Source organism: Pseudomonas sp. IT-93MI4 (assembly GCF_949767635.1).
Classification (GTDB): domain Bacteria; phylum Pseudomonadota; class Gammaproteobacteria; order Pseudomonadales; family Pseudomonadaceae; genus Aquipseudomonas; species Aquipseudomonas putida_A.
On sequence record NZ_CATKPP010000011.1, the window covers coordinates 663916 to 683072 of the forward strand.

At 55.3% G+C, this 19157-nt stretch carries 19 protein-coding genes; 10 read left to right on the forward strand and 9 right to left on the reverse strand.

The genetic code is table 11. From position 1 onward, the window contains the following. The first annotated feature begins 7 nt into the window (after positions 1-7). The 4 genes from ACM6I7_RS10335 to ACM6I7_RS10350 all read left to right on the forward strand — a co-directional run bounded on the left by ACM6I7_RS10335 (position 8) and on the right by ACM6I7_RS10350 (position 2133). Positions 8-790 carry a hypothetical protein gene (locus ACM6I7_RS10335; protein ID WP_414888500.1) on the forward strand — a complete coding sequence of 261 codons (783 nt, stop codon included), beginning with the start codon at positions 8-10 and terminating at the stop codon, positions 788-790. Then, positions 775-1140, forward strand: a complete 366-nt coding sequence (locus ACM6I7_RS10340) for a hypothetical protein (protein WP_414888501.1) — start codon at positions 775-777, stop codon at positions 1138-1140. The genes ACM6I7_RS10335 and ACM6I7_RS10340 overlap by 16 nt, the downstream gene beginning before the upstream one ends. A gap of 51 nt (positions 1141-1191) precedes the next feature. Next, the gene (locus ACM6I7_RS10345) at positions 1192-1644 is read left to right on the forward strand and encodes a hypothetical protein (RefSeq protein WP_414888502.1); all 453 of its coding nucleotides are present in this window, start codon (positions 1192-1194) and stop codon (positions 1642-1644) included. Positions 1645-1749: 105 nt separating this feature from the next. Further along, positions 1750-2133 carry a hypothetical protein gene (locus ACM6I7_RS10350; RefSeq protein ID WP_414888503.1) on the forward strand — a complete coding sequence of 128 codons (384 nt, stop codon included), beginning with the start codon at positions 1750-1752 and terminating at the stop codon, positions 2131-2133. Positions 2134-2262: 129 nt separating this feature from the next. Here the strand turns inward: ACM6I7_RS10350 and ACM6I7_RS10355 are convergent, their stop codons facing one another. Further along, positions 2263-3210 carry a hypothetical protein gene (locus ACM6I7_RS10355; RefSeq protein ID WP_414888504.1) on the reverse strand — a complete coding sequence of 316 codons (948 nt, stop codon included), beginning with the start codon at positions 3208-3210 and terminating at the stop codon, positions 2263-2265. A 252-nt stretch (positions 3211-3462) separates the two neighbouring features. On the opposite strand from ACM6I7_RS10355, the gene dusA reads away from it, so the two are divergent. After that, positions 3463-4449 (forward strand): tRNA dihydrouridine(20/20a) synthase DusA, encoded by a 987-nt coding sequence (gene dusA, locus ACM6I7_RS10360; RefSeq protein ID WP_414888505.1) that lies wholly within the window; start codon positions 3463-3465, stop codon positions 4447-4449. A gap of 52 nt (positions 4450-4501) precedes the next feature. On the opposite strand, the gene ACM6I7_RS10365 is transcribed toward dusA, so the two are convergent. After that, a complete protein-coding gene (locus ACM6I7_RS10365; protein ID WP_027611490.1) occupies positions 4502-5335 on the reverse strand; it encodes an undecaprenyl-diphosphate phosphatase in 834 nt (277 codons plus the stop codon). Between the two features lie 508 nt (positions 5336-5843). Between ACM6I7_RS10365 and ACM6I7_RS10370 the strand changes: the two genes are divergently transcribed. The 3 genes from ACM6I7_RS10370 to ACM6I7_RS10380 all read left to right on the forward strand — a co-directional run bounded on the left by ACM6I7_RS10370 (position 5844) and on the right by ACM6I7_RS10380 (position 9289). After that, positions 5844-6584 carry a winged helix-turn-helix domain-containing protein gene (locus ACM6I7_RS10370; RefSeq protein WP_414888506.1) on the forward strand — a complete coding sequence of 247 codons (741 nt, stop codon included), beginning with the start codon at positions 5844-5846 and terminating at the stop codon, positions 6582-6584. 278 nt (positions 6585-6862) lie between these two features. Continuing rightward, complete coding sequence (locus tag ACM6I7_RS10375) at positions 6863-7507, forward strand: winged helix-turn-helix domain-containing protein (RefSeq protein ID WP_096796999.1); 645 nt, start codon at positions 6863-6865, stop codon at positions 7505-7507. Between the two features lie 387 nt (positions 7508-7894). Further along, on the forward strand, positions 7895-9289 hold the full coding sequence (locus ACM6I7_RS10380) for an undecaprenyl-phosphate glucose phosphotransferase (RefSeq protein ID WP_414888507.1): 1395 nt from the start codon (positions 7895-7897) through the stop codon (positions 9287-9289). A 695-nt stretch (positions 9290-9984) separates the two neighbouring features. Here ACM6I7_RS10380 and ACM6I7_RS10385 read toward each other — a convergent pair. The 6 genes from ACM6I7_RS10385 to galE form a co-directional block, all read right to left on the reverse strand. Next, entirely contained in the window at positions 9985-12063 is a 2079-nt protein-coding gene (locus tag ACM6I7_RS10385; protein WP_414888508.1) for a YjbH domain-containing protein, read from the reverse strand. Beyond that, complete coding sequence (locus tag ACM6I7_RS10390; protein ID WP_414888509.1) at positions 12060-12821, reverse strand: capsule biosynthesis GfcC family protein; 762 nt, start codon at positions 12819-12821, stop codon at positions 12060-12062. The genes ACM6I7_RS10385 and ACM6I7_RS10390 overlap by 4 nt, the downstream gene beginning before the upstream one ends. Continuing rightward, positions 12818-13483, reverse strand: a complete 666-nt coding sequence (locus ACM6I7_RS10395) for a YjbF family lipoprotein (RefSeq protein ID WP_414888510.1) — start codon at positions 13481-13483, stop codon at positions 12818-12820. Before ACM6I7_RS10395 ends, ACM6I7_RS10390 begins: the two co-directional genes overlap by 4 nt. An 8-nt stretch (positions 13484-13491) precedes the next feature. After that, a complete protein-coding gene (locus tag ACM6I7_RS10400) occupies positions 13492-14553 on the reverse strand; it encodes a polysaccharide biosynthesis/export family protein (protein ID WP_096797780.1) in 1062 nt (353 codons plus the stop codon). A gap of 144 nt (positions 14554-14697) precedes the next feature. Beyond that, positions 14698-14934 (reverse strand): hypothetical protein, encoded by a 237-nt coding sequence (locus ACM6I7_RS10405; RefSeq protein WP_003226528.1) that lies wholly within the window; start codon positions 14932-14934, stop codon positions 14698-14700. Positions 14935-15165: 231 nt separating this feature from the next. Beyond that, complete coding sequence (gene galE, locus ACM6I7_RS10410) at positions 15166-16182, reverse strand: UDP-glucose 4-epimerase GalE (protein WP_285373630.1); 1017 nt, start codon at positions 16180-16182, stop codon at positions 15166-15168. A 389-nt stretch (positions 16183-16571) separates the two neighbouring features. Here galE and galU point away from each other — a divergent pair, with 389 nt between their 5' ends. Then, positions 16572-17405 (forward strand): UTP--glucose-1-phosphate uridylyltransferase GalU, encoded by an 834-nt coding sequence (gene galU / locus ACM6I7_RS10415; RefSeq protein ID WP_414888511.1) that lies wholly within the window; start codon positions 16572-16574, stop codon positions 17403-17405. Between the two features lie 38 nt (positions 17406-17443). Continuing rightward, entirely contained in the window at positions 17444-17848 is a 405-nt protein-coding gene (locus ACM6I7_RS10420; protein ID WP_414888512.1) for a mannose-1-phosphate guanylyltransferase, read from the forward strand. 90 nt (positions 17849-17938) lie between these two features. On the opposite strand, the gene ACM6I7_RS10425 is transcribed toward ACM6I7_RS10420, so the two are convergent. Further along, a complete protein-coding gene (locus tag ACM6I7_RS10425; protein WP_414888513.1) occupies positions 17939-19066 on the reverse strand; it encodes an SGNH/GDSL hydrolase family protein in 1128 nt (375 codons plus the stop codon). Positions 19067-19157 lie beyond the last annotated feature (91 nt).

Below are 19157 nucleotides of genomic sequence, written 5' to 3' on the forward strand. Positions count from 1 at the left end.
ATATCTCATGACAGAACCAATGCTCATTACCGGTAGCTACGTCTTGAAGAGAGAGCACGATCTTCATAGCTCACCTTTAGAAATGGCGATCGCTGGGATGGAGGGTGCAGCAGCACGTTTTGCGACTGATGCTATCAAAGACGCTAATACTCGTTTGAAATACCAAGCCAAGATCAAGGAAATGTCTCGCCTGGTTGAGGCTGAGGTCATGGCAGGAAATGTTTCAGCCAAAGACGGCGTTGCTTACTGCCAAGAAATGCGAAACAACATTATGAACGAGCACCGCAAGTTTACGTCTGCTCAGGGCGTCGCCGTTGCGGAATACATCAAGCTCAACGGCCCAACACTACAGACCACTCTAGACAAATACGCTCACACGCTATTCAAGAGAAAGTTTGACCTTTTGACCGATGCAGAAAAGTCTAAAGTCCATTATCTGATTCTGAAAAAATCCGGTGTAGACAATGCCAAGGTTACTCGTGGCACGAAGATGATGAAAGTTACCGGTAAAGTCGCATGGATTGTAACCGCTGCCTTCGCTGCCTCTGAGATCTACAAAGCAAACAACAAGCCAAAAGAAGCCGGACGCCAAGGGATTATTCTGGGTGGAGGCGCCGCCGGTGGTGCGTTAGCCGGATTGAGTATTTCTATGCTGTGCGGCCCCGCCGCCCCGGTCTGTGCAATCGCAGTTGTGGTTGCGGGAAGTGTAGTAGGAGGTATTGTTGGGGACTTGGTGGCAGATGGTCTGGATGAAGAACTGGAGGAATTTTTGACATGGGACGTTCAATGACGGATGAGGAACTCGCTTACGTCTATTGGGCGCTGTCTGACGCTTTTGTTGATACAGAAGTTGATTATGAAGCTATTGCGCGTCAGACGGAAGACTACGATCCTAGCGAAATCAAGAGAATTCTTTATCATGAGGTAGCACCGGTCTGCCATACAAACTTAGAGACCATTATACCAATAATATGGTCTGCTTTTAATTTGGAAAGCCTGAAAAATGATATTAAAGAAACTTTAAAAGCTCGAGAAGCGAGCGCTTTACGAAGAATAAAAGATAAGCTACTGATCCGATGGCTTGAGTTTAGATACAGATACATATGGACCGAAATATCAAAAAATTACAAAAAAACATGACAAAAAAAACACCACAACTTGCTCCCCACCGACAAAAGGCACTCCCTCCCGATGGATAAATTACAGACACTTATAACAACCATGAAAAACCACATCTCACCTTTAATAGACAACCTATTCAATCTTTCAACCTGGGAAACAATAAAGTCTTTTTCAAACTCTTCATTCACCACATCATTAGTTGGTGCGTTAGCTGGTGCATTTGCTGGTGCCATGGCTGCACAACGGATAGCTGAGCGTAGCAAACTACGAGATGAGCTCACCAAAGAGATCCGCAACGTAAATGCCGGGATGACAATAGCATTATCAATTGCGAGCTCAGCCATTGGACTGAAGAAACAATACCTACAACCAATAAAAGAAAAATACGCCACTGACAAAAAAACAATTGAACAGATAATAAAAACCAGAAAAAGCCATCCTGAAAGTTCAGAAACTTATGCATTTTCAGGTGACCTTCGCACGCTATCAACTTCAAAACCACCGATTGATCCGCTGAAATAAATTGTGTTCACACGACTATCAATAAACAACCGGTCGCTAAGTTTAACATCTGCCATCGCCGAATCACTTGAACAGTTGAACTACTCCATCGCTACCCGAAACGAATTGATCAAGTCATTCAAATCTGGAAATTTCTCTTTTGGCGCGGATATCATCTCTATGTACTTTGGACTTCCTTTCGGTGACGGACACGTAAATCAAGAATTTGGCGACTGCATAGAAGGAATGGCCTCCCACAATGACGAAATTATTTTCTTTAGCGTTTTACTATGCAAAGACCTGCACCAACATGGATTATATACCGCCACACGATTCGAAAAAAAACTAAAATCCACGGCGCCAAACATTAACGAAGTTTCTTTCGACGAAGCCCGTAGAGAGGGATTAATTCCAGAGAATGAAGAATACCCCACCTGGTTCTCTAGCTTTCAAGAAAAACCGAAAAAAAACGAGAATTTCTGGCGCCGACTATGCAATAAAAATCCTTGATCAAAAAAAACCAAAGGGGACGGATTTATTTTTCGCGAGAAGTTTCCTACTGAAACTAACACTGCATAAAAAAGTTGACGAATTATCTAGCCCCCCCTTTCTCTTTATATAAATCCGCCAACTTATTTTCTAAAACCTAAAAACCATTCCGACAATGCTAACCAACAAGTAAATAACAACAATAACCAACCCAGATAAAACAGAAAGAACCAATAAAGGCTGCTCCTCTATTCTCACCCACTCCCACAACACCGGTTTGAATCGATCAATGCGCACGCACACATATGCAATGCTGTATGCCGCAATGTACCCCCACAACCATATCGAAGTAAGAAGACTTGTAAAAAAGAATACCCCTTCAGGAAATGCGTAAACCACCTCGGTAGATAAAGGTACGTCTGTTGTGAAACGCCCCTGCCCATCCGCTTTAAAGTTAGACATATCAAAGTCTTCTACAACCCTTAGTAACGTGGTCAGATTATTAGGATCTAACCACACACCCAGAGACGTCACGGGAGAAGCTGCGCCATGGTGCAATAAAATAAATTTAGCAACCGTCAGCCCTACGTAATACAATACTACAGAACCAACAACATCAAAAATTAGCGCCCAACCAAATGTTTTCTTCCCATCAGACAAAGTAACTCGATATATCTTCCGAGTAAGGCTTATCGATAAAAACTCAACGATCAAGATGGTGCAGTAGATAGCTAAAGCAGGCCACCTCAAACTGCTTAATTCAACAATATTCAGCATCCACTCTCGAAATAAAGAATATTTAAAACTGAACACCAAGATAAATATCCCAGCCCAAACATTTGTTAGTAAAAAACTAACCCAAAGCGCCCTCCATGAAAAAATCCTGCTCCCAAAAACCGCATTATTCATATGCAACCATAATGCAATAATTTTTCTCGCCCCAACACGAAAACTTACCTCCATAACCCCAATCACTACGCGCTGCAACTTCTCTTTTCTAATAATTTTTTCGAAGGTTTCACACAACTTACACCATGCTAAAAATGCACCGATTGCACACCCAATAGCCAAAAGAAAACTCTGAATAGCATCAACCACTGATTACTCTCCGCTCACTCAAGAATATTTTTGAAAATTAAGCCGCCATCATTTGGCCATACCCCAGTAAGCGTAGCAACTTTTCTCAAGGACAGTGGAAAGGGGACTGATTTATTCAAGACACCTATCTACACGCTTTCTCCTTCGCCCATAAATCTCTGAAGATCTCCAACTTCAGAGCCTCACCCATGCCCCTCCCCACCATTCCTGATAAACTCCCCCGCCTTCGCCCCTGTGATTCAGATCTTCCCAATGTCTCTAAATCCCGCCCCACTCTCCCGCCGCTTCTCCGTCGCCCCGATGATGGATTGGACTGACCGCCACTGCCGTTTCTTCCTACGCCTCCTGTCGAAGAACGCCCTGCTCTACACCGAAATGGTCACCACCGGCGCCCTCCTCAACGGCGATCACGAACGTTTCCTCCGTCACAACGAAGCCGAGCATCCGCTGGCGCTACAGTTGGGCGGTAGTGTTCCGCTGGATCTGGCCGCTTGCGCGCGCATGGCGCAGGAGCATGGTTACGACGAGGTGAACCTTAATGTGGGCTGCCCGAGTGATCGGGTGCAGAACAATATGATCGGTGCGTGCCTGATGGGGCATCCGCAGTTGGTGGCGGATTGTGTGAAGGCGATGCGCGATGCGGTGTCGATTCCGGTGACTGTGAAGCATCGGATCGGGATCAATGGGCGCGACAGTTATGCCGAGTTGTGTGATTTCGTCGGGACGGTGCGGGATGCCGGGTGTACCAGTTTTACCGTGCATGCGCGGATTGCGATTCTGGAGGGGTTGTCGCCGAAGGAGAATCGCGACATTCCGCCGTTGCGGTATGACGTGGCGGCGCAATTGAAGGCGGATTTTCCGGAGCTGGAGATTGTGCTGAACGGCGGGATCAAGACGATGGAGGCCTGCCATGAGCATTTGCAGATCTTCGACGGTGTGATGCTCGGGCGTGAGGCTTATCACAATCCGTATTTGCTGGCGGAGGTCGATCAGCAGTTGTTTGGCAGCAGCGCGCCGGTGATCAGCCGTGCCGAGGCGCTGGCGCAGTTGCGGCCTTATATTGCAGAGCATTTGCAGGCGGGCGGTGCGATGCATCACATCACCCGGCACGTGCTGGGGTTGGGTACCGGGTTCCCGGGGGCGCGTAAATTCCGTCAGTTGTTGTCGGTGGATATTCACAAGGCCAAGGATCCGCTGGCGTTGCTGGATCAGGCCGGCGAGTTGCTGCAAGGGCGTTGATGCCCTCCTTCCGTAAAATGCGCCAGGCGGGTAGACCCGCCTGGCGTGCGCATCACCCCGCCGCCGCTTCCGTCCAGTTCACCCAGCCAAACACCCACGTCGCCAGAATCAACAAGCCAAACGCGATCCGATACCAGGCGAACGCGGCGTAGCTGTGGTTGGCGATGAATTTGAGCAGGCCGCGCACGGCGATCATGGCGAAGATGAAGGCGATGACGAAACCGAGGGCGAACACTGGCAGGTCGCTGGCCTGGAACAGGTCGCGGTATTTATAGCCGGAGTACACCGCGGCGCCGACCATGGTCGGCATGGCGAGGAAAAACGAGAACTCTGTGGCGGCTTTCCGGGACAAGCCGAACAATAAACCGCCGATGATGGTCGAGCCGGAGCGCGACGTGCCGGGAATCATTGCCAGGCATTGCACGAAACCGATCTTCAACGCGTCTGACCAGCGCATGTCGTCGACATGATCGACGCTCACCACATGATTGCGCTGTTCGGCCCACAACATGACGATGCCGCCCACCACCAAGGCCATGGCCACAGTGATCGGGTTAAACAGGTATTGATGGATTTTGTCAGCGAACAGTACGCCGAGGACCACCGCCGGGAGGAACGCGATCAGCAGGTTGAGGGTGAAACGTTGCGCATTGCGTTGGGTGGGCAGGCCTTTGACGATGTCGAAGATCTTCGGGCGAAACTCCCAGACCACGGCCAGGATCGCGCCCAGCTGAATAATGATGTTGAACGCCATCGCGCGTTCGCCGCCGAAGTCCAGCAGGTCGGCGACGATGATCTGGTGACCGGTACTGGAGATCGGCAAGAACTCGGTCAGGCCTTCTACCGCGCCCAATATCAACACCTGGATAAAGGTCCAGAAATCCATTAATCCTCCGTCAGAGCGCTCTTGATGAGCGACCGGTCAACTGTTGTTCAGGAATTGAGTATCTGAAGTTAAACAATCGGTATAACGCGACACCCATTGCCTGATCAGGCGACGGAGAATATGTCTTATCAAAAGACACACTCAAGCCATGTTAATAAACGTCCGCCTACGAACTACACGAAAAATATTTAGGGCTATAGTAGAAAAAAGTTCGACCGGCCAATAAAGTGTGACCCAGCTCACATTGTCTCAGGATCGTCGACAGTGGCAATTGGACATGAATAAAGCCATCGCCATAGATTCAAAATAGTGGCACAATTCCACATCGCCATCATGTAACGACTAGTTCACAACCCCGAGAAAATCAACTAAAAGCTTGAAATGCTTAATTATTGTTAGAAAACTCGGGAGCCACGTCTAAAAATCGCGTGAATGTTACCAATTGTCAGTCACAGATGAGAACCGGTGCTTTAACATCCCGATGTCAGCACCTAATTCGAGTCAAAGCATGATGCTCTCAGGGAACTTGGCGACTAGAAGTCCGCGCCCGACAAACGACGTACCCGGTGTTCTTACTCTGGGTCGTACCCGTGGCGTGGCCGAACATTTCAGGGCGCTGATCGCAAAGCACGTACGCACTGATATGGCACTTGAGGCCAGTTCGTACACTAGTTCCTATAACAATGAACTTTCTGGTTCGTATCGAGCCATCTTCATCGTTATCGACAGTCCGCAAGCGCTGGAAGACAATCTTGCGCTGATCGAGAGCCTGCGCAGCGACAACTTGAAGCCGATCATTTGCGCGGTCATAACCGGTCGCGGCGCCTTCAACAAGATCAAGTACTTCCTGGCCGGCGCCGACTTCTGTATCAAACTCAATACCCTTTCCGACGAGGGCGACGAGTTGCTCGGTGAGTTCTTCAACAGCGAAGAATGGCAGCGGGATATCAACCTCACGCTCGACCCGACGCGCATCTGCCTGCAGGGCGGCACCAGCCAGAAACTCGACATCTCGTTCGCCGAGATGAAGATCCTGGAAGCCTTTGCGCAGACCAGCAATCACATTCTCAGCCATGATGAAATCGCCAGCATCATGGGGCTCAATACCAATTTCTACGACCCGAGAGCGCTGGAAAAATCCATCAGCCGCTTGCGTGGAAAAATCAAGGACATGTATGGTACCAACGCGATTCAGAGCATCCGCGGCTACGGCTATCGCCTGATGCGGGGTCTGATATCGACTGCCTGACTCTCGGGCAGCCATTCTCTTTGCATAATCACGAAGGATCGTCATATGCAACCATACAGCTCAAGTTGTACTTCAAATCTACTAATAATCAAGCCATTGAATGAGCACGGCTACACCGAACCATAACAATAAACTTAACAACATAGCAGCAGAACGAGTGGAATTTATCGAGGCCATTTTGGGCCCAGACCCTGCCTGTCGGTTACTTCCAAGGAAGTTATTGCTCGCCTGCCGATTTACCTTTTCGCCCATTTTGGTGCACATTTTAGGAGAGAGACATGGAAACTAGTACAACCCTCCCAAGAAAATATTTTGTCGTCGTGACCAACAGTACAACGTCGCAGCGTGAACTTGAGAGCATTCTGTCCAGCGAGCGCTTCAATTCGTTTGGCACGTCTCAGGCACAAATGTTTATTGAAGGTGCTACTTCGCCCTCTTCCGCTCCCATGCTGATGGAGTTCACTTACCCAAGGGGCACCCGGAAAAACGTTGCCCGCACGATTGAACACGACACCCAGCGCATATTGGCCACCCTCGAATCGGAATGGCTGTCCGCACAATCGGCGAAGCCGTTTCAAAGTGCAGAGAGCGACACCCGCACTGCCGCCATCGAAGACGCCGCCACCTGCAACGAAACCTGGCATCTGGACAACGATCAAGGCGCCCTGGTCAAGGAAGGCGTCGAGATCAGCCTTACCGGACTGGAAACCGCGCTGGTGCGCAAAATGCTCCATCACGAAGAACGTGTAGTCAGTCGAGATGACCTGATCCTCAGCATCGGCCGCGAGCCGGAGCAATATCGCGGCCTGGAGATGTGCCTGAGTCGCCTGCAGGACAAGTTCAAAAACGCGAGTAATGGTGAGCGATTGTTCCGTGCCGTAAGAAACCGCGGTTATTGCCTCATTCAGGAAATCGTTGCGTAAATACCGCCGATATCCGCGAACAAAACAAACAGAAAACAGTGCGATTACAAAAACAACAAGAGCACTCTGTTTGGCTTTCCCCCTGGTAATAATAGCTCCCTGCCTCCACCCCTCCTACAGTAACAAACACAACATAATTTATTCACCCCCCGCTCTGCGACCTTTTCTAACACCCTTGTATTTGATTATTAAAAAGTTGGCACTGTGCCATCTTGTTAGAACTCGTCAGACACCCTCTCCGGCAATAACTTAGTCTATTGATTGACGACAGTTCGGCCTATCGACGTTGTTACCTCAGGACACTCGTCCAATAACAACAACAAGCCTATCTAGCAACTCGGACTTCAACTGTCGAAACCTGAATGGACGTATTTCTGGGGATATCTCATGGAACTTTCTCTACGGATCAATCGAAATAACGGCCTCAAGGGACTTACCTTCTGGGGCCAATGGGCACTGGCGCAGGCTTTCATTGTTGCGTTGTTATTCATACTGGCTGAACGGCAGACCGGCACCGTCGAGTTCTATTACCGCATGTGCGCAACACTGGCGGTATTGGCCTCGGTACCGGCGTATACGTTTAGCGGCGTGTACCGCAAGCAGGACAATTACCTGACCGGGCTTGGACGCTTGTTCATGGGCTGGTCGATGACCATGGTGGCGCTGGCCGGCATCGCGTTCGTGTGCAAGGCTGACGAGGTGTTCTCCCGCGAGGTGACGCTGAGCTGGGCGGTCTACGGCTTCCTCGGTCAGGCGCTGATGTACGCGCCACTGCATGCCTTTTCCAAGTACTACCAGCGTTCCCGCACCAGCGCACAGAAGACCCTGATCGTCGGTACCGGCGAGCTGGCTCTGGGTCTGGCGAAGAAGATCAGTCAGGTGGAAAACCTGCCGCTGGTAGGTTTGGTCAGCAATGGCGCGACACCGAATCTGGATTCGGATGCACCGCGTGTGGTCGGTGATCAGGAAGATTTGCTGGAGCTGATCAAGGATCATGACATCCGCCGGTTGTACATCACCCTGCCGCTGGCCGAGGCCGCAAAAATCGAAGCGATGTACGTCGATTTGCTCGGCGCCAACGTCGATGTGGTCTGGGTGCCGGACTTGAACAGTCTGACCCTGCTCAACCACTCGGTGAAGGTCGTGGATGGTCTGCCGGCGATCTGCCTCAACGAAAGTCCGCTGACCAGCCGCCCTACTGCTGCGCTGAGCAAGAGTCTGGTGGAAAAAGGCGTGGCGCTGCTGGCGATCATCCTGCTGAGCCCGGTGCTGCTGTTCATCGCGTTGGCGGTGAAGATCAACTCGCCGGGGCCGGTGTTCTTCAAGCAGGATCGCCACGGCTGGAACGGCAAGGTGATTCAGGTCTGGAAATTCCGCTCGATGCGCGTGCACGATGACCGTGAAGTGGTTCAGGCCAGCCGTAATGACTCGCGTATTACTGCGGTCGGGCGCTTCATTCGCCGCACCTCGCTGGATGAGCTGCCGCAATTGTTCAACGTGCTGCAGGGGCAGATGGCCCTGGTCGGTCCACGTCCGCACGCTGTAGCGCACAACCACTACTACTCGGGGAAAATCCTCGCGTACATGGCCCGTCATCGAATCAAACCGGGCATCACCGGGCTGGCGCAAATCAGCGGCTGCCGTGGCGAGACCGACACCATCGACAAGATGCAGCGGCGTGTGGAGATGGACCTGCATTACATCAACAACTGGTCGTTGTGGCTGGATCTGAAGATCCTGGTGAAGACGCCGTTTACGTTGTTGTCGAAAGATATTTATTGATGGACTGGTGAAAAGCCAGGCGATACCGCAAGGGGACGAAAGTCCCCTTTTTTGTGGGTGGGATTTGCTGGTGGGTCAGGCTGTTGCGAGGGTGGCAGTGCCGACGCCTTCGCGAGCAAGCCCGCTCCCACAGGGGATCTCGGCATGGATCGGGATATGTGCCTCAGCACAAAACACTGTGGGAGCGTGGCTTGCCCGCGAAAGCGGTGGGTCAGGCAGCTCAGATGTTGAATGTGCCGACGCCTTCGCGAGCAAGCTCGCTCCCACAGGGTCCGGCGGCGTTCACTCAAATCGGGCACACCACAAAATCACTGTGGGAGCTTGCCTGCAAGCGATAGCGGTGGGTCAGGCAACATGGATTTTGAATGGACTGGCGCCTTCGCGAGCAGGCTCGCTCCCACAGGGATCGGGGGCGTTCACTCAAATCGGGCACACCACAAAATCACTGTGGGAGCTTGCCTGCAAGCGATAGCGGTGGGTCAGGCAGCACAGATGTTGAATGGGCCGACGCCTTCGCGAGTAAGCCCGCTCCCACAGGGATTGGGGTGTGGACCAAGATATTTACTTCATCCTCGAACCACTGTGGGAGCGTGGCTTGCCCGCGAAAGCGGTGGGTCAGGCAGCACAGATGTTGAATGTGCCGCCGCCTTCGCGAGCAAGCCCGCTCCCACAGGTCTCAAGGGGGGTTCTCGGGTTTACTCGGTAATCTTCGAGAAGTTGCGGTAGAACATGTCACCCTCGCGGCTATCGGTCATCGAGTGCAGCTGGAAGCTGCGATTGAGCCTGGCGCCGCCGTCACGGGTCAGGGGGGCCCAGACCAGGTTGGCGCGGCGCATGGTCGACATGCTCATCATTTCGTCGAACGGGATCGACAGGTAGATGCCCTTGTCGAAACTACCCTCCCCGTACTCGGCACTGCCAGCCGTGGTGATCGTCGCCCAGGCGCCGAAGCGCACGCCGTTGAAAAACTCGCGGGAGATGTCCAGCGTACCGCCCCAGTCGCCGGCCAGATAACGACCGACGCTGACTGCAGCCAGCGTGTCGTACGGCAAGTCGGTGTAGCCGGTGATGTGCCCGGTCCAGACCGAGTAATCGCGCAGGCCAAAACCCTGGTCGAACTCGCGCTGGCGCACATAGTTCAGATCCGCTCCCACCGACCAGCGCTCACCGGTCGGCCGGAACAGCACCTCACCGCCGACACCGGCAAACATCGATTCCAGATAGCCGCCGTAGACCATGCCATACAGGTCCTTGTCCAACTGCTCGGCATGGCTGACCTGGAACAACGGCATGGTCACTTCCGAGGTGGTCAGGTACTGACGCAAATCGGTACGCACCCGCGGCAGGCCGCTCGGCGCATCGTAAGTGAACTTGTCGAAGTTGTTCACCAGGTTGGCACTGAGCAGACCGTTCCACCAGGTGTTGCGGTTGAAGCGGTACTCGGCGTCCGCGTCGGCACTGAATTGATAGAGCAAACCATCCGGGCCACCGACGTTCTGCTTGAAGCCCAGGCCGACGCCATAGTTGAAGTGCTGCGGCGCTTCGCTGTAGAGGGTTTTCTCGTTGTGTGGCATCGCCGGGTTGATCTCGGTGGTGCGGTGCAACGACTCCAGCGGCTCCTCGTTGTTGATCACTTCGCGGAAAGTCTGGCGGGGCACGCTGGTCTCTTCCAGCGGCAGGTCGTAGCGCTTGTTGACCACGGTGAACCAGTTGATGTCGTCGTTCACACTGTTGTCGAGAATCCGGCTCGCGCGGCCGACAGCCTTCGACGAATGGAAGTAGCGCTGCTGCTCGCCGTAGACGATCAGCTCGGAATCACGCTGGCTGATGCGCTCAACCTTGTAGCCGGCATTCTGCTGCAGGCGTTGCGACACGTCGGCCCAGTCGACCTGCTCCATCGGCGTGGTCGGCATCTTCGCCGGCAGCGGTTCCGGCGTCGGATCGTAAGTCTTGGCCGGCGCCTTGCGGCTGACGAAATTGGTGTGGAACGTGATGCCAAACATCGCCGTATTGCCACGCTCCCACGCCGCGCTGACGTCCACCGAATCGGCCACCTTGAACACCGCGCCGAAGTTGATCGGCGAGTCTTGCTTGATCACGTTGTCCTTCGGCTCGTGCTTGTAGTCGTTGCCTTCGTATTCGAGCTTCAGGCTGAGTCGATCCCACGGCGTCTGATAGCTCACACCACCGAAGAACGACGGCCGACCGCGAAAGTACGAGCCGGAGTTGACGTCACCGGTACCCTCAAGGGCCGGCCGGGTGTCGAAGCGATCACTGACGTAGCCCAGCGGGTTGTCGAGATCACCGCGATTACCGAGATAACCCCAGGCAATACCGGCGCTGAAATCGAAATTGTCGAAGCGTTTGTTGGCGACGAAAAATTCACTGGAGAACAAGCCCGTACCACCGATGTCTCGGAAGCCCAGCGCGACTTCCGGCGCCCAGTGGCTTTCCTGCCACAGCCGGACTTTGGCGTCGACCGCCTTGTCCTTGTAGCTCTGGCTGCCACTCAGCGCCTCGGAGCCGTACGGCCGGTTGGTGATCGCGGTGTAGCGGAACGAACCTTCGAGCCAGTCCAGTGGCTGCAACGACACGCTGTAGCGGCTGTAAGGCTCGGTGCGGTTGGCGTTGACGCTCAGCTCTCCGGCCGGAGCCATGCGCGCGGTCGGGGTCTGCAACAGACCGGTGCCGCCGAAATCATTTTGGGTAATACGCGGCTCGGCATGCACCAGACCGCACGGCAATAACAACACAGCTGCAAAACGTAACTTCAACGAACCACCTCAGCCAGCTGCGTGGCAATCAATTCGGCCAACTGCTGATTCAGTTCAGGAACAGGCGGATCCAGATCATCATTCTTCACCGGCACCAGAATCTTGCTGCCGGCCACGGGGAACTGCCCGCTCTCGCGATTCCAATGCGCAATGCCCACCCGCCGCACCGCACCATTGGGCTGGATCAGCCACAGGTAATCGGCCTCGGCATCGTCTAGCGGCGTGCAGCTTTCCAGATACTCGCGCGCCTCCAGCAGCGGCTGATAAGGCAGGTGGCAGGTCTCGGCGACCGCGCCCAGCACTTGCACCTCGTCGACCCGTTTCGGGTAGATCAGCCGATCGCCATCGTCGAGACGAATGTTGCGCGCGAAACCGACTTCCACCGCGACCGGATCGAGGTCCGCCACCTGACGCCCGGTGACCGGCATTTGCCGCACCTGCTCAGCCAGGCGCAGCGCCAGCGCCGCGCGACTGGGTCGGTCAAACAACGAGGCCATGCGCTGCAACACATCGAGATCGAACATCACCCCGGCCTTGAGCCGCGCCTGTTCTTCCAGCAACGACTGACGCAGCAACACGCCGGCCAGCCAGTAACCCTCGGCATTCGGCACCGCCACGCTGATCACGTCGAGCAAGCGCCCGCCCGGCGGTAATTCCACCGGCCCCGGATTGGCCACATCACCACTGACCGTGACCGCTGCCTGACTGATGCCGCTGAGCAACAGCAAACCCGCCGATAACATTCGTAAGCGCTTCACGGCAGATGCCTGCGATCAGGGGTCAGTTGCACGATGCGCACGCGCATTTGCGCGGTCAGTTGCTGCTCGCTCTGCAGGATGAATCCGTCCAGCGGGTCGACCCAGTAATGGTTGGTCGCGCGCAGGCCGATCGCCGGGACGTCGATACGTTCGTCGACACGCAGCACGGTGTATTCCTTGTCGAGAATTTGCAGGGTTTGCGTGGATCGGCGAGAGAACCGGCTGTTAACGATCAAGCCGACTTCCTGGCCCTTGTACAGGTCGATCCAGCGCTGACTGGTGAAGCCATCGGCGACTTGATGCAGGCCGCGCTTGAACGGCGCGTCGTCGGCCAGCCGCGTACCGTCCAGGTCGCCCTCGACGCCGAGGCCGATGGTGCGCACAGCGAGGCCGTCACGCAGCAGCAACACCTGTTTGCCGGAGGCCACCCAGAACTGCAGGTCGCCGCGCTCGCGCACCAGCGCCAGCACCCCTGAGCCGGACGGCGTGGTCAGTTTGACTTGCGGGTACTTGACCTCGGCCACCTGCGCCGCACTCACGTCCAGCTCGTCCGGCCCGATCACCGCCGACTTGAGGTTGCGCACCGAAGCGGTCATCAGCGGGTTACAGCCACACAACATCAAGGCCGCCATCAGGCAGACGCCAACTTTCAAGGTTTTCACGGTCGGCCTTATTTGCTGTTGTTACTGAATTCGCTCCAGTTCTTCGCAGCGGAAGCCCCGGTCCCGACAATCGATGCCGACGGCACCAGTTGGCTGATGAAGCGGTTCCAGCGCGTGACATTGGCCGGGCCGACGTACACCACGTCCTGTGGACGCACTTCAAAGTGCGAAGCGAGTGCCATGGCGGTCGGCGACTGGGCTTCCAGTTGATAGATCTTCGCCGGCTCGACATCGAGGTTTTCCACCCCGCGAATCACGTACACCGCGTTGCCGTTGGAGGTGGTCTGGCTCAAGCCGCCGACCGAACCGAGCACGTCGGAGAGGTTCATCGTCGCAGTCTTGAAACTCAGCGCACGGGGCTGATTGACCTCACCCATGACGTAGATGCGCTTGTTGTCGTTGTACGGCAGGTACAGCTGATCGCCGCCCTTGAGGAAGACGTGCTGCAACTCGGAATCCTGCTGGTTGAGCGAGTCGAGATTGAGCGGATACACCCGGCCATTGCGGGTCAGCAACAGGCCCGACAGATCGGCGTTATTGGTGTCGATGCCGGCAGTGCCGAGGGCTTCGACCACGCTCAACGGGTTGGTGGAAATCGGCTGCGGACCGGCCTTGGCCACGGCGCCCGAGACCACCACTTTCTGACTGGCGAAACGCAGCACCGCGACATCCACCTGCGGCTCGGCGATGAACGCCGACAGGCGGGTTTCGATGTCCGAGCGCAGCTGTTGAATGGTCTTGCCGGCCGCCTGCACCTCCTTGATGAACGGGTAGTACAGCGTGCCATCGGAGCGCACCAGTCGACCGTTGGCGTCGATCTGCTGTTGTGCCCCCGATGGCGCGGTCAGCTCCGGGTGATCCCAGACCGTGATGTACAGCACATCGTTGCTGCCGATGCGGTATTCCGCAGGCGTTGCCAACAGTTCCGACGGTACCGTCTCACGCTTCTGCGTGGCACGGGTCATCGAGATCAGCTTGGGCGTGATCGGAATCAGCTCGACCCGACTGCTTTCGCTGGCGCCCTGGCGCGTGATGTCGCCGGTGCTCAGGTATTGGCCGGGGGAAAACATGCAACCTTGCAAAGCGATACTTGCCAACAGCAAAAGAGAAAAACTACGAGTCATAATGGCACTACGCTATTCAAGGGCGAATCTAAAAATAAAGTCACCCGACTTACGTCGGGCGACCCTGTACTGCACTAACAAATGTTCCTGTTAGTTGTGCGTGCCGGTGGTGCCGGTAGTACCGGTGGTGCCAGTGGTACCGCCGTTGGCACTTCCGCCGCTGTTGGACGCCGCGACTGCACTGGCAACCATTGCAGTACTGGCAGCAGGCGCTGTAGAAGCCGCAACACTGCCAGATACATTGGTCACCGCAGTAAGCGGCGCTTCAGCAGCGGACGCCCAGTTGCTCAACATCGTCAACAGGGCAATCGCCATCACTTTTTTCATATCAACTCCTTTCTAACATTCGACCTGTTAAAAACCGGTCTTTGTTAGCGGTGGTAGCGTTCAAGTCCGCGAAAAGCGCGAACAAGATCCGTCGTTCTTTCACAGTCTTACCCAACTGATAAAAGTCGAACGGCAGGTTTATATCTACGGACTTGCAAAAGGCATTTCCAGCGTATTTTCCCGACGATATCTAACAGCTGACCGAAACTAACATTCAGTATTAGAACGACATCATTCGAGATAACCGCGTGGATGATTCGATTGCCAGCGCCAGGTATCGGTGACCATGTCCTGCAGACTGCGCGTGGCTTTCCAGCCGAGTTCTTTTTGCGCTTTCGAGGCGTCGGCCCAGCTCTCGGCAATGTCCCCGCTGCGCCGTGGCATTACCCGGTACGGCACCGGACGTCCACTGGCTTGTTCGAAGGCATGCAGCACTTGCATCACGCTGTAGCCGTCGCCGGTGCCAAGGTTCCAGGTATGAATGCCCGGACGGTCGGCAATCGATTGCAAGGCTTTGAGATGGCCATCGGCGAGGTCGACGACGTGGATGTAATCGCGCACCCCGGTGCCGTCGATCGTCGGGTAATCGTCGCCGAAAATCGACAGTTCCTGCAGGCTGCCAACCGCGACCTGGCTGATGTAAGGCAGCAGGTTGTTGGGGATGCCGCTGGGGTCTTCGCCCATATGCCCGCTGTGATGCGCGCCGATCGGGTTGAAGTAACGCAGCAAGGCGATGCTCCAGCGCGGCTCGGCCTGACTCAGGTCGCGCAGCACGTTCTCGACGATCAGCTTGGATTGACCATAAGGATTGGTCGGAATGCCGGTGGGGAAATCCTCGCGGATCGGCATCTGCTCAGGCTCGCCATACACCGTGGCCGACGAGCTGAACACCAGCCGGAACACCCCCGCTGAGGCCATCGACTGACACAAGGTGATGCTGCCGCCGACGTTGTTCTCGTAGTAATCCAGCGGCTTGCGCACGCTCTCGCCGACGGCTTTGAGCCCGGCAAAATGCAGCACCGCGTCGATCGCATGCTCGCGGAAGATCCGGTCGAGCAACGCCCGGTCGCAGACATCGCCGCGAATCATCAACGCGCTTTTGCCGCAGATACCTTCTATCGCGTGCAATGCCGCATCGCTGCTGTTGCAAAGATTATCCAGTACAACAACTTCATAACCTGCTTCAAGCAGCGCAAGTGTGGTGTGCGAGCCGATATAGCCGGCGCCACCCGTTACCAGAATCTTCATAGCGCGGTCCGTCATTGGATAAGTGACAAGTAGCCTGTCAAGTCCCTTTCATTGAATCTGTGGCGCACCACACAAATAAGGACGACAACAGCCTTAAACAAAATTAGTTCAACCACTGGCAATAAATATTTTTGCAGGTCAAACTGTATTGCCCGGTACTTATTAGCACCCCAAGTACACTCATCACTATCAACAGATACCGACTAAAAATAACTAATAACGCCTTAACCGACATCTCATAACATTGTCATGTTTTACCCCCTGCGCTAATTGCCATTAACAACCTGACTCAGGTATTAAAGTACTCGTTCAATAATCATTGAAACTTGTGCGCTTTGATAAGTGCGCGCATCCGTTGCCTGTGTTCCATGACTGTCCAGGATACTTTTATGATTCGTAAATGTTTGTTCCCCGCTGCCGGTTACGGCACGCGTTTCTTGCCGGCGACCAAAGCCATGCCGAAAGAGATGCTGCCGATCGTCAACAAGCCGTTGATCGAATACGCCGTTGAAGAAGCACGGGACGCCGGCCTGCAACACATGGCCATCGTCACCGGTCGGGGCAAGCGCGCGCTGGAAGACCACTTCGACATCAGCTACGAACTCGAACACCAGATCCGCGGCACCGAGAAAGAAAAATTCCTCGCCGGCACCCGCGAGCTGATCGACACCTGCACCTTCTCCTACACACGTCAGGTGGAAATGAAGGGCTTGGGACACGCGATTCTCAGCGGCCGCCCATTGATCGGCGATGAACCTTTCGCCGTGGTGCTGGCCGATGACCTGTGCCTGAACCTGGAAGGTGACGGCGTGCTGTCGCAGATGATCCAGCTGTACAAGAAATTCCGCTGCTCGATCGTCGCCATCCAGGAAGTCCCGGCCGACCAGACCCACAAATACGGGGTGATCGCCGGCGAGCTGATTTCCGAGGACATCTACCGGGTCAATAACATGGTGGAAAAACCGGCGCCGCAGGACGCGCCGTCGAACCTGGCGATCATCGGCCGCTACATCCTGACGCCGGACATCTTCGACCTGATCGCCGACACCCAACCGGGCAAGGGCGGCGAAATCCAGATCACCGACGCGCTGATGAAACAGGCGCAGAACGGTTGCGTGCTGGCCTACAAGTTCAAGGGCCTGCGCTTTGACTGCGGCGACGCCGAGGGTTACCTGCAGGCGACCAACTTCTGCTACGACAACGTCTACCTCAAGGGCCGCTGAGACGGCCCCCGCCCACTTCTCTTTTCAGGAGGCAACCGATGAACATGGCACAGCATGCAGCAGAGATTGAACAGGAGGTGGGCAACCTCGGAGCGGTGAGCTGGCTGTCACGCCATCAGCCGTTGCCCAGCGCCAACGAGTCGTGGCTGGGCAGTATTTTGCTGGTGGAGCGCATCGGCATGTTTCCGGCGTCCGGCGACATTCGCCGCACGCTGGCGGATCCCTATCCCCTGCTCGCCCATCTGAAACAACGGTATGCCGAGCAGGCGCTGGAAATGGACGATCGTGATGGCCTGAAGGTGATCTTCAGCGACTGGCGCTTCCGCGTACGCCTGTGCTGCAACGAGCCGGCGATCATCATCAATGTCGAGACCCGGTGTGCCACGCAACTGATGCCGCAGAAGACTGCGGAGCTCCTGAGCCAGATAGATAACTTCAAATAAAAACACTGTCCTGCAGGAACTGCGGCACGCTGCGATCTTTTGATTTTGTTTTCAAGAGCAAGATCAAAAGATCGCAGCGTGCCGCAGCTCCTACAAGTCGCAACTGTCCGCGTTGATGCCACTGACGATCCAGCGATAGAAGTAATCGGCAATCACCTTCCCGCCCGTGGCCGGCTGCGGATGAATCTTGTCCGGGCCGATCATCGCCGCCGCATAGCGTTTGACGTCAGGGCCGAACGCGCATTGCAGATTGGCAAAACCCAGCTGCTGCTCATGCGCCCACGGCTGCAGCACCTGCGCATACGCCGACATCGGATAGGCACTGGAACGTGTGGTGTCCTGACGCATGATCAGGTTGATGCTCGCCGCCGGTTGGATCTCGCGGATCATCGTTACCAGGCCCTGAACGTTCTGCAGATACTCCGCAGGTTTGACGCCGAAGCCTTGGTCGTTACCGCCGAGCATGATCAGATAAACGTCGGCGGGGATCTTCGACACGGCGATTTTCCACTGCACCTGCCATTGCGGGTCCTGGTGATAGAAATCCGCGGATGCCGCGCCCGAGGCCGCCAGTTTCGACACCCGCACGCCGTTCTGTTCGTTGCTCATCCACAAGCCAAACAAGGTCGGTGCGCCCTTCACCACTTCCAGCTTGAACGACCAGTCTGGCGCTGAAGAGAGACCTGCAAGCGGTACTTCCTGAACGCCCGACCCCTTTAGCGTCAATGGCTGCCAGTCTTCCGAGGGTGTCCAGCGGTAGCGCAGCTCACTGGTTTCGCCGTTGCCCAGGTAGAGCAATTTCGCCTGGGTGACTTGGGTGTCGATGGCCGGTGTCGGGCTGGCATCGATTTGCAACCAGGCGCCGGGCTTGCCGGTCACCGTGCGGCTGTCGGGGCTGGCTTGGCCGAGGCCGGATACTTGCCAGCCACCACCGAAGTATTTTTCGCTGCTGCGGGTGTATTTGAAATGCGTGCCGCCCAGCGCGGCGCCGTGGTTGAAACCGACGTAACCGGGGCCGGCAAAACCCACTTCGCCGGCCACGCGCTGCACCAGTTTGTTCAGGTAGAAATCCTGCCCGGCGCTGTAGCTGTCGCCGATAACCGAGACCGACAAGACCTTCCCGGCCTTGCCTTCGCGCCACTGCGCAAAGCGCTCGCGGGCATCGCCCACTTCCACCACCGACGCCGCGACGGGCTGAGCGTCATTTACTGCCAACATGCATTATTTCCTTCAGTCTGGAATGCGGGGACTGGAGTACGACCCAGATCCATTGTAGGAGTGAGCCTGCTCGCGATGGCGTTGGTTCAGA

Coding starts and splice junctions, on each gene's coding strand:
- galU (WP_414888511.1), top strand. CDS start 16,572: ATGATTCGTAAATGTTTGTTCCCCGCTGCCGGTTACGGCACGCGTTTC.
- ACM6I7_RS10370 (WP_414888506.1), top strand. CDS start 5,844: ATGATGCTCTCAGGGAACTTGGCGACTAGAAGTCCGCGCCCGACAAAC.
- ACM6I7_RS10375 (WP_096796999.1), top strand. CDS start 6,863: ATGGAAACTAGTACAACCCTCCCAAGAAAATATTTTGTCGTCGTGACC.
- ACM6I7_RS10380 (WP_414888507.1), top strand. CDS start 7,895: ATGGAACTTTCTCTACGGATCAATCGAAATAACGGCCTCAAGGGACTT.
- ACM6I7_RS10345 (WP_414888502.1), top strand. CDS start 1,192: ATGGATAAATTACAGACACTTATAACAACCATGAAAAACCACATCTCA.
- galE (WP_285373630.1), bottom strand. CDS start 16,182: ATGAAGATTCTGGTAACGGGTGGCGCCGGCTATATCGGCTCGCACACC.
- dusA (WP_414888505.1), top strand. CDS start 3,463: ATGTCTCTAAATCCCGCCCCACTCTCCCGCCGCTTCTCCGTCGCCCCG.
- ACM6I7_RS10420 (WP_414888512.1), top strand. CDS start 17,444: ATGAACATGGCACAGCATGCAGCAGAGATTGAACAGGAGGTGGGCAAC.
- ACM6I7_RS10335 (WP_414888500.1), top strand. CDS start 8: ATGACAGAACCAATGCTCATTACCGGTAGCTACGTCTTGAAGAGAGAG.
- ACM6I7_RS10340 (WP_414888501.1), top strand. CDS start 775: ATGGGACGTTCAATGACGGATGAGGAACTCGCTTACGTCTATTGGGCG.
- ACM6I7_RS10405 (WP_003226528.1), bottom strand. CDS start 14,934: ATGAAAAAAGTGATGGCGATTGCCCTGTTGACGATGTTGAGCAACTGG.
- ACM6I7_RS10425 (WP_414888513.1), bottom strand. CDS start 19,066: ATGTTGGCAGTAAATGACGCTCAGCCCGTCGCGGCGTCGGTGGTGGAA.
- ACM6I7_RS10365 (WP_027611490.1), bottom strand. CDS start 5,335: ATGGATTTCTGGACCTTTATCCAGGTGTTGATATTGGGCGCGGTAGAA.
- ACM6I7_RS10400 (WP_096797780.1), bottom strand. CDS start 14,553: ATGTTTTCCCCCGGCCAATACCTGAGCACCGGCGACATCACGCGCCAG.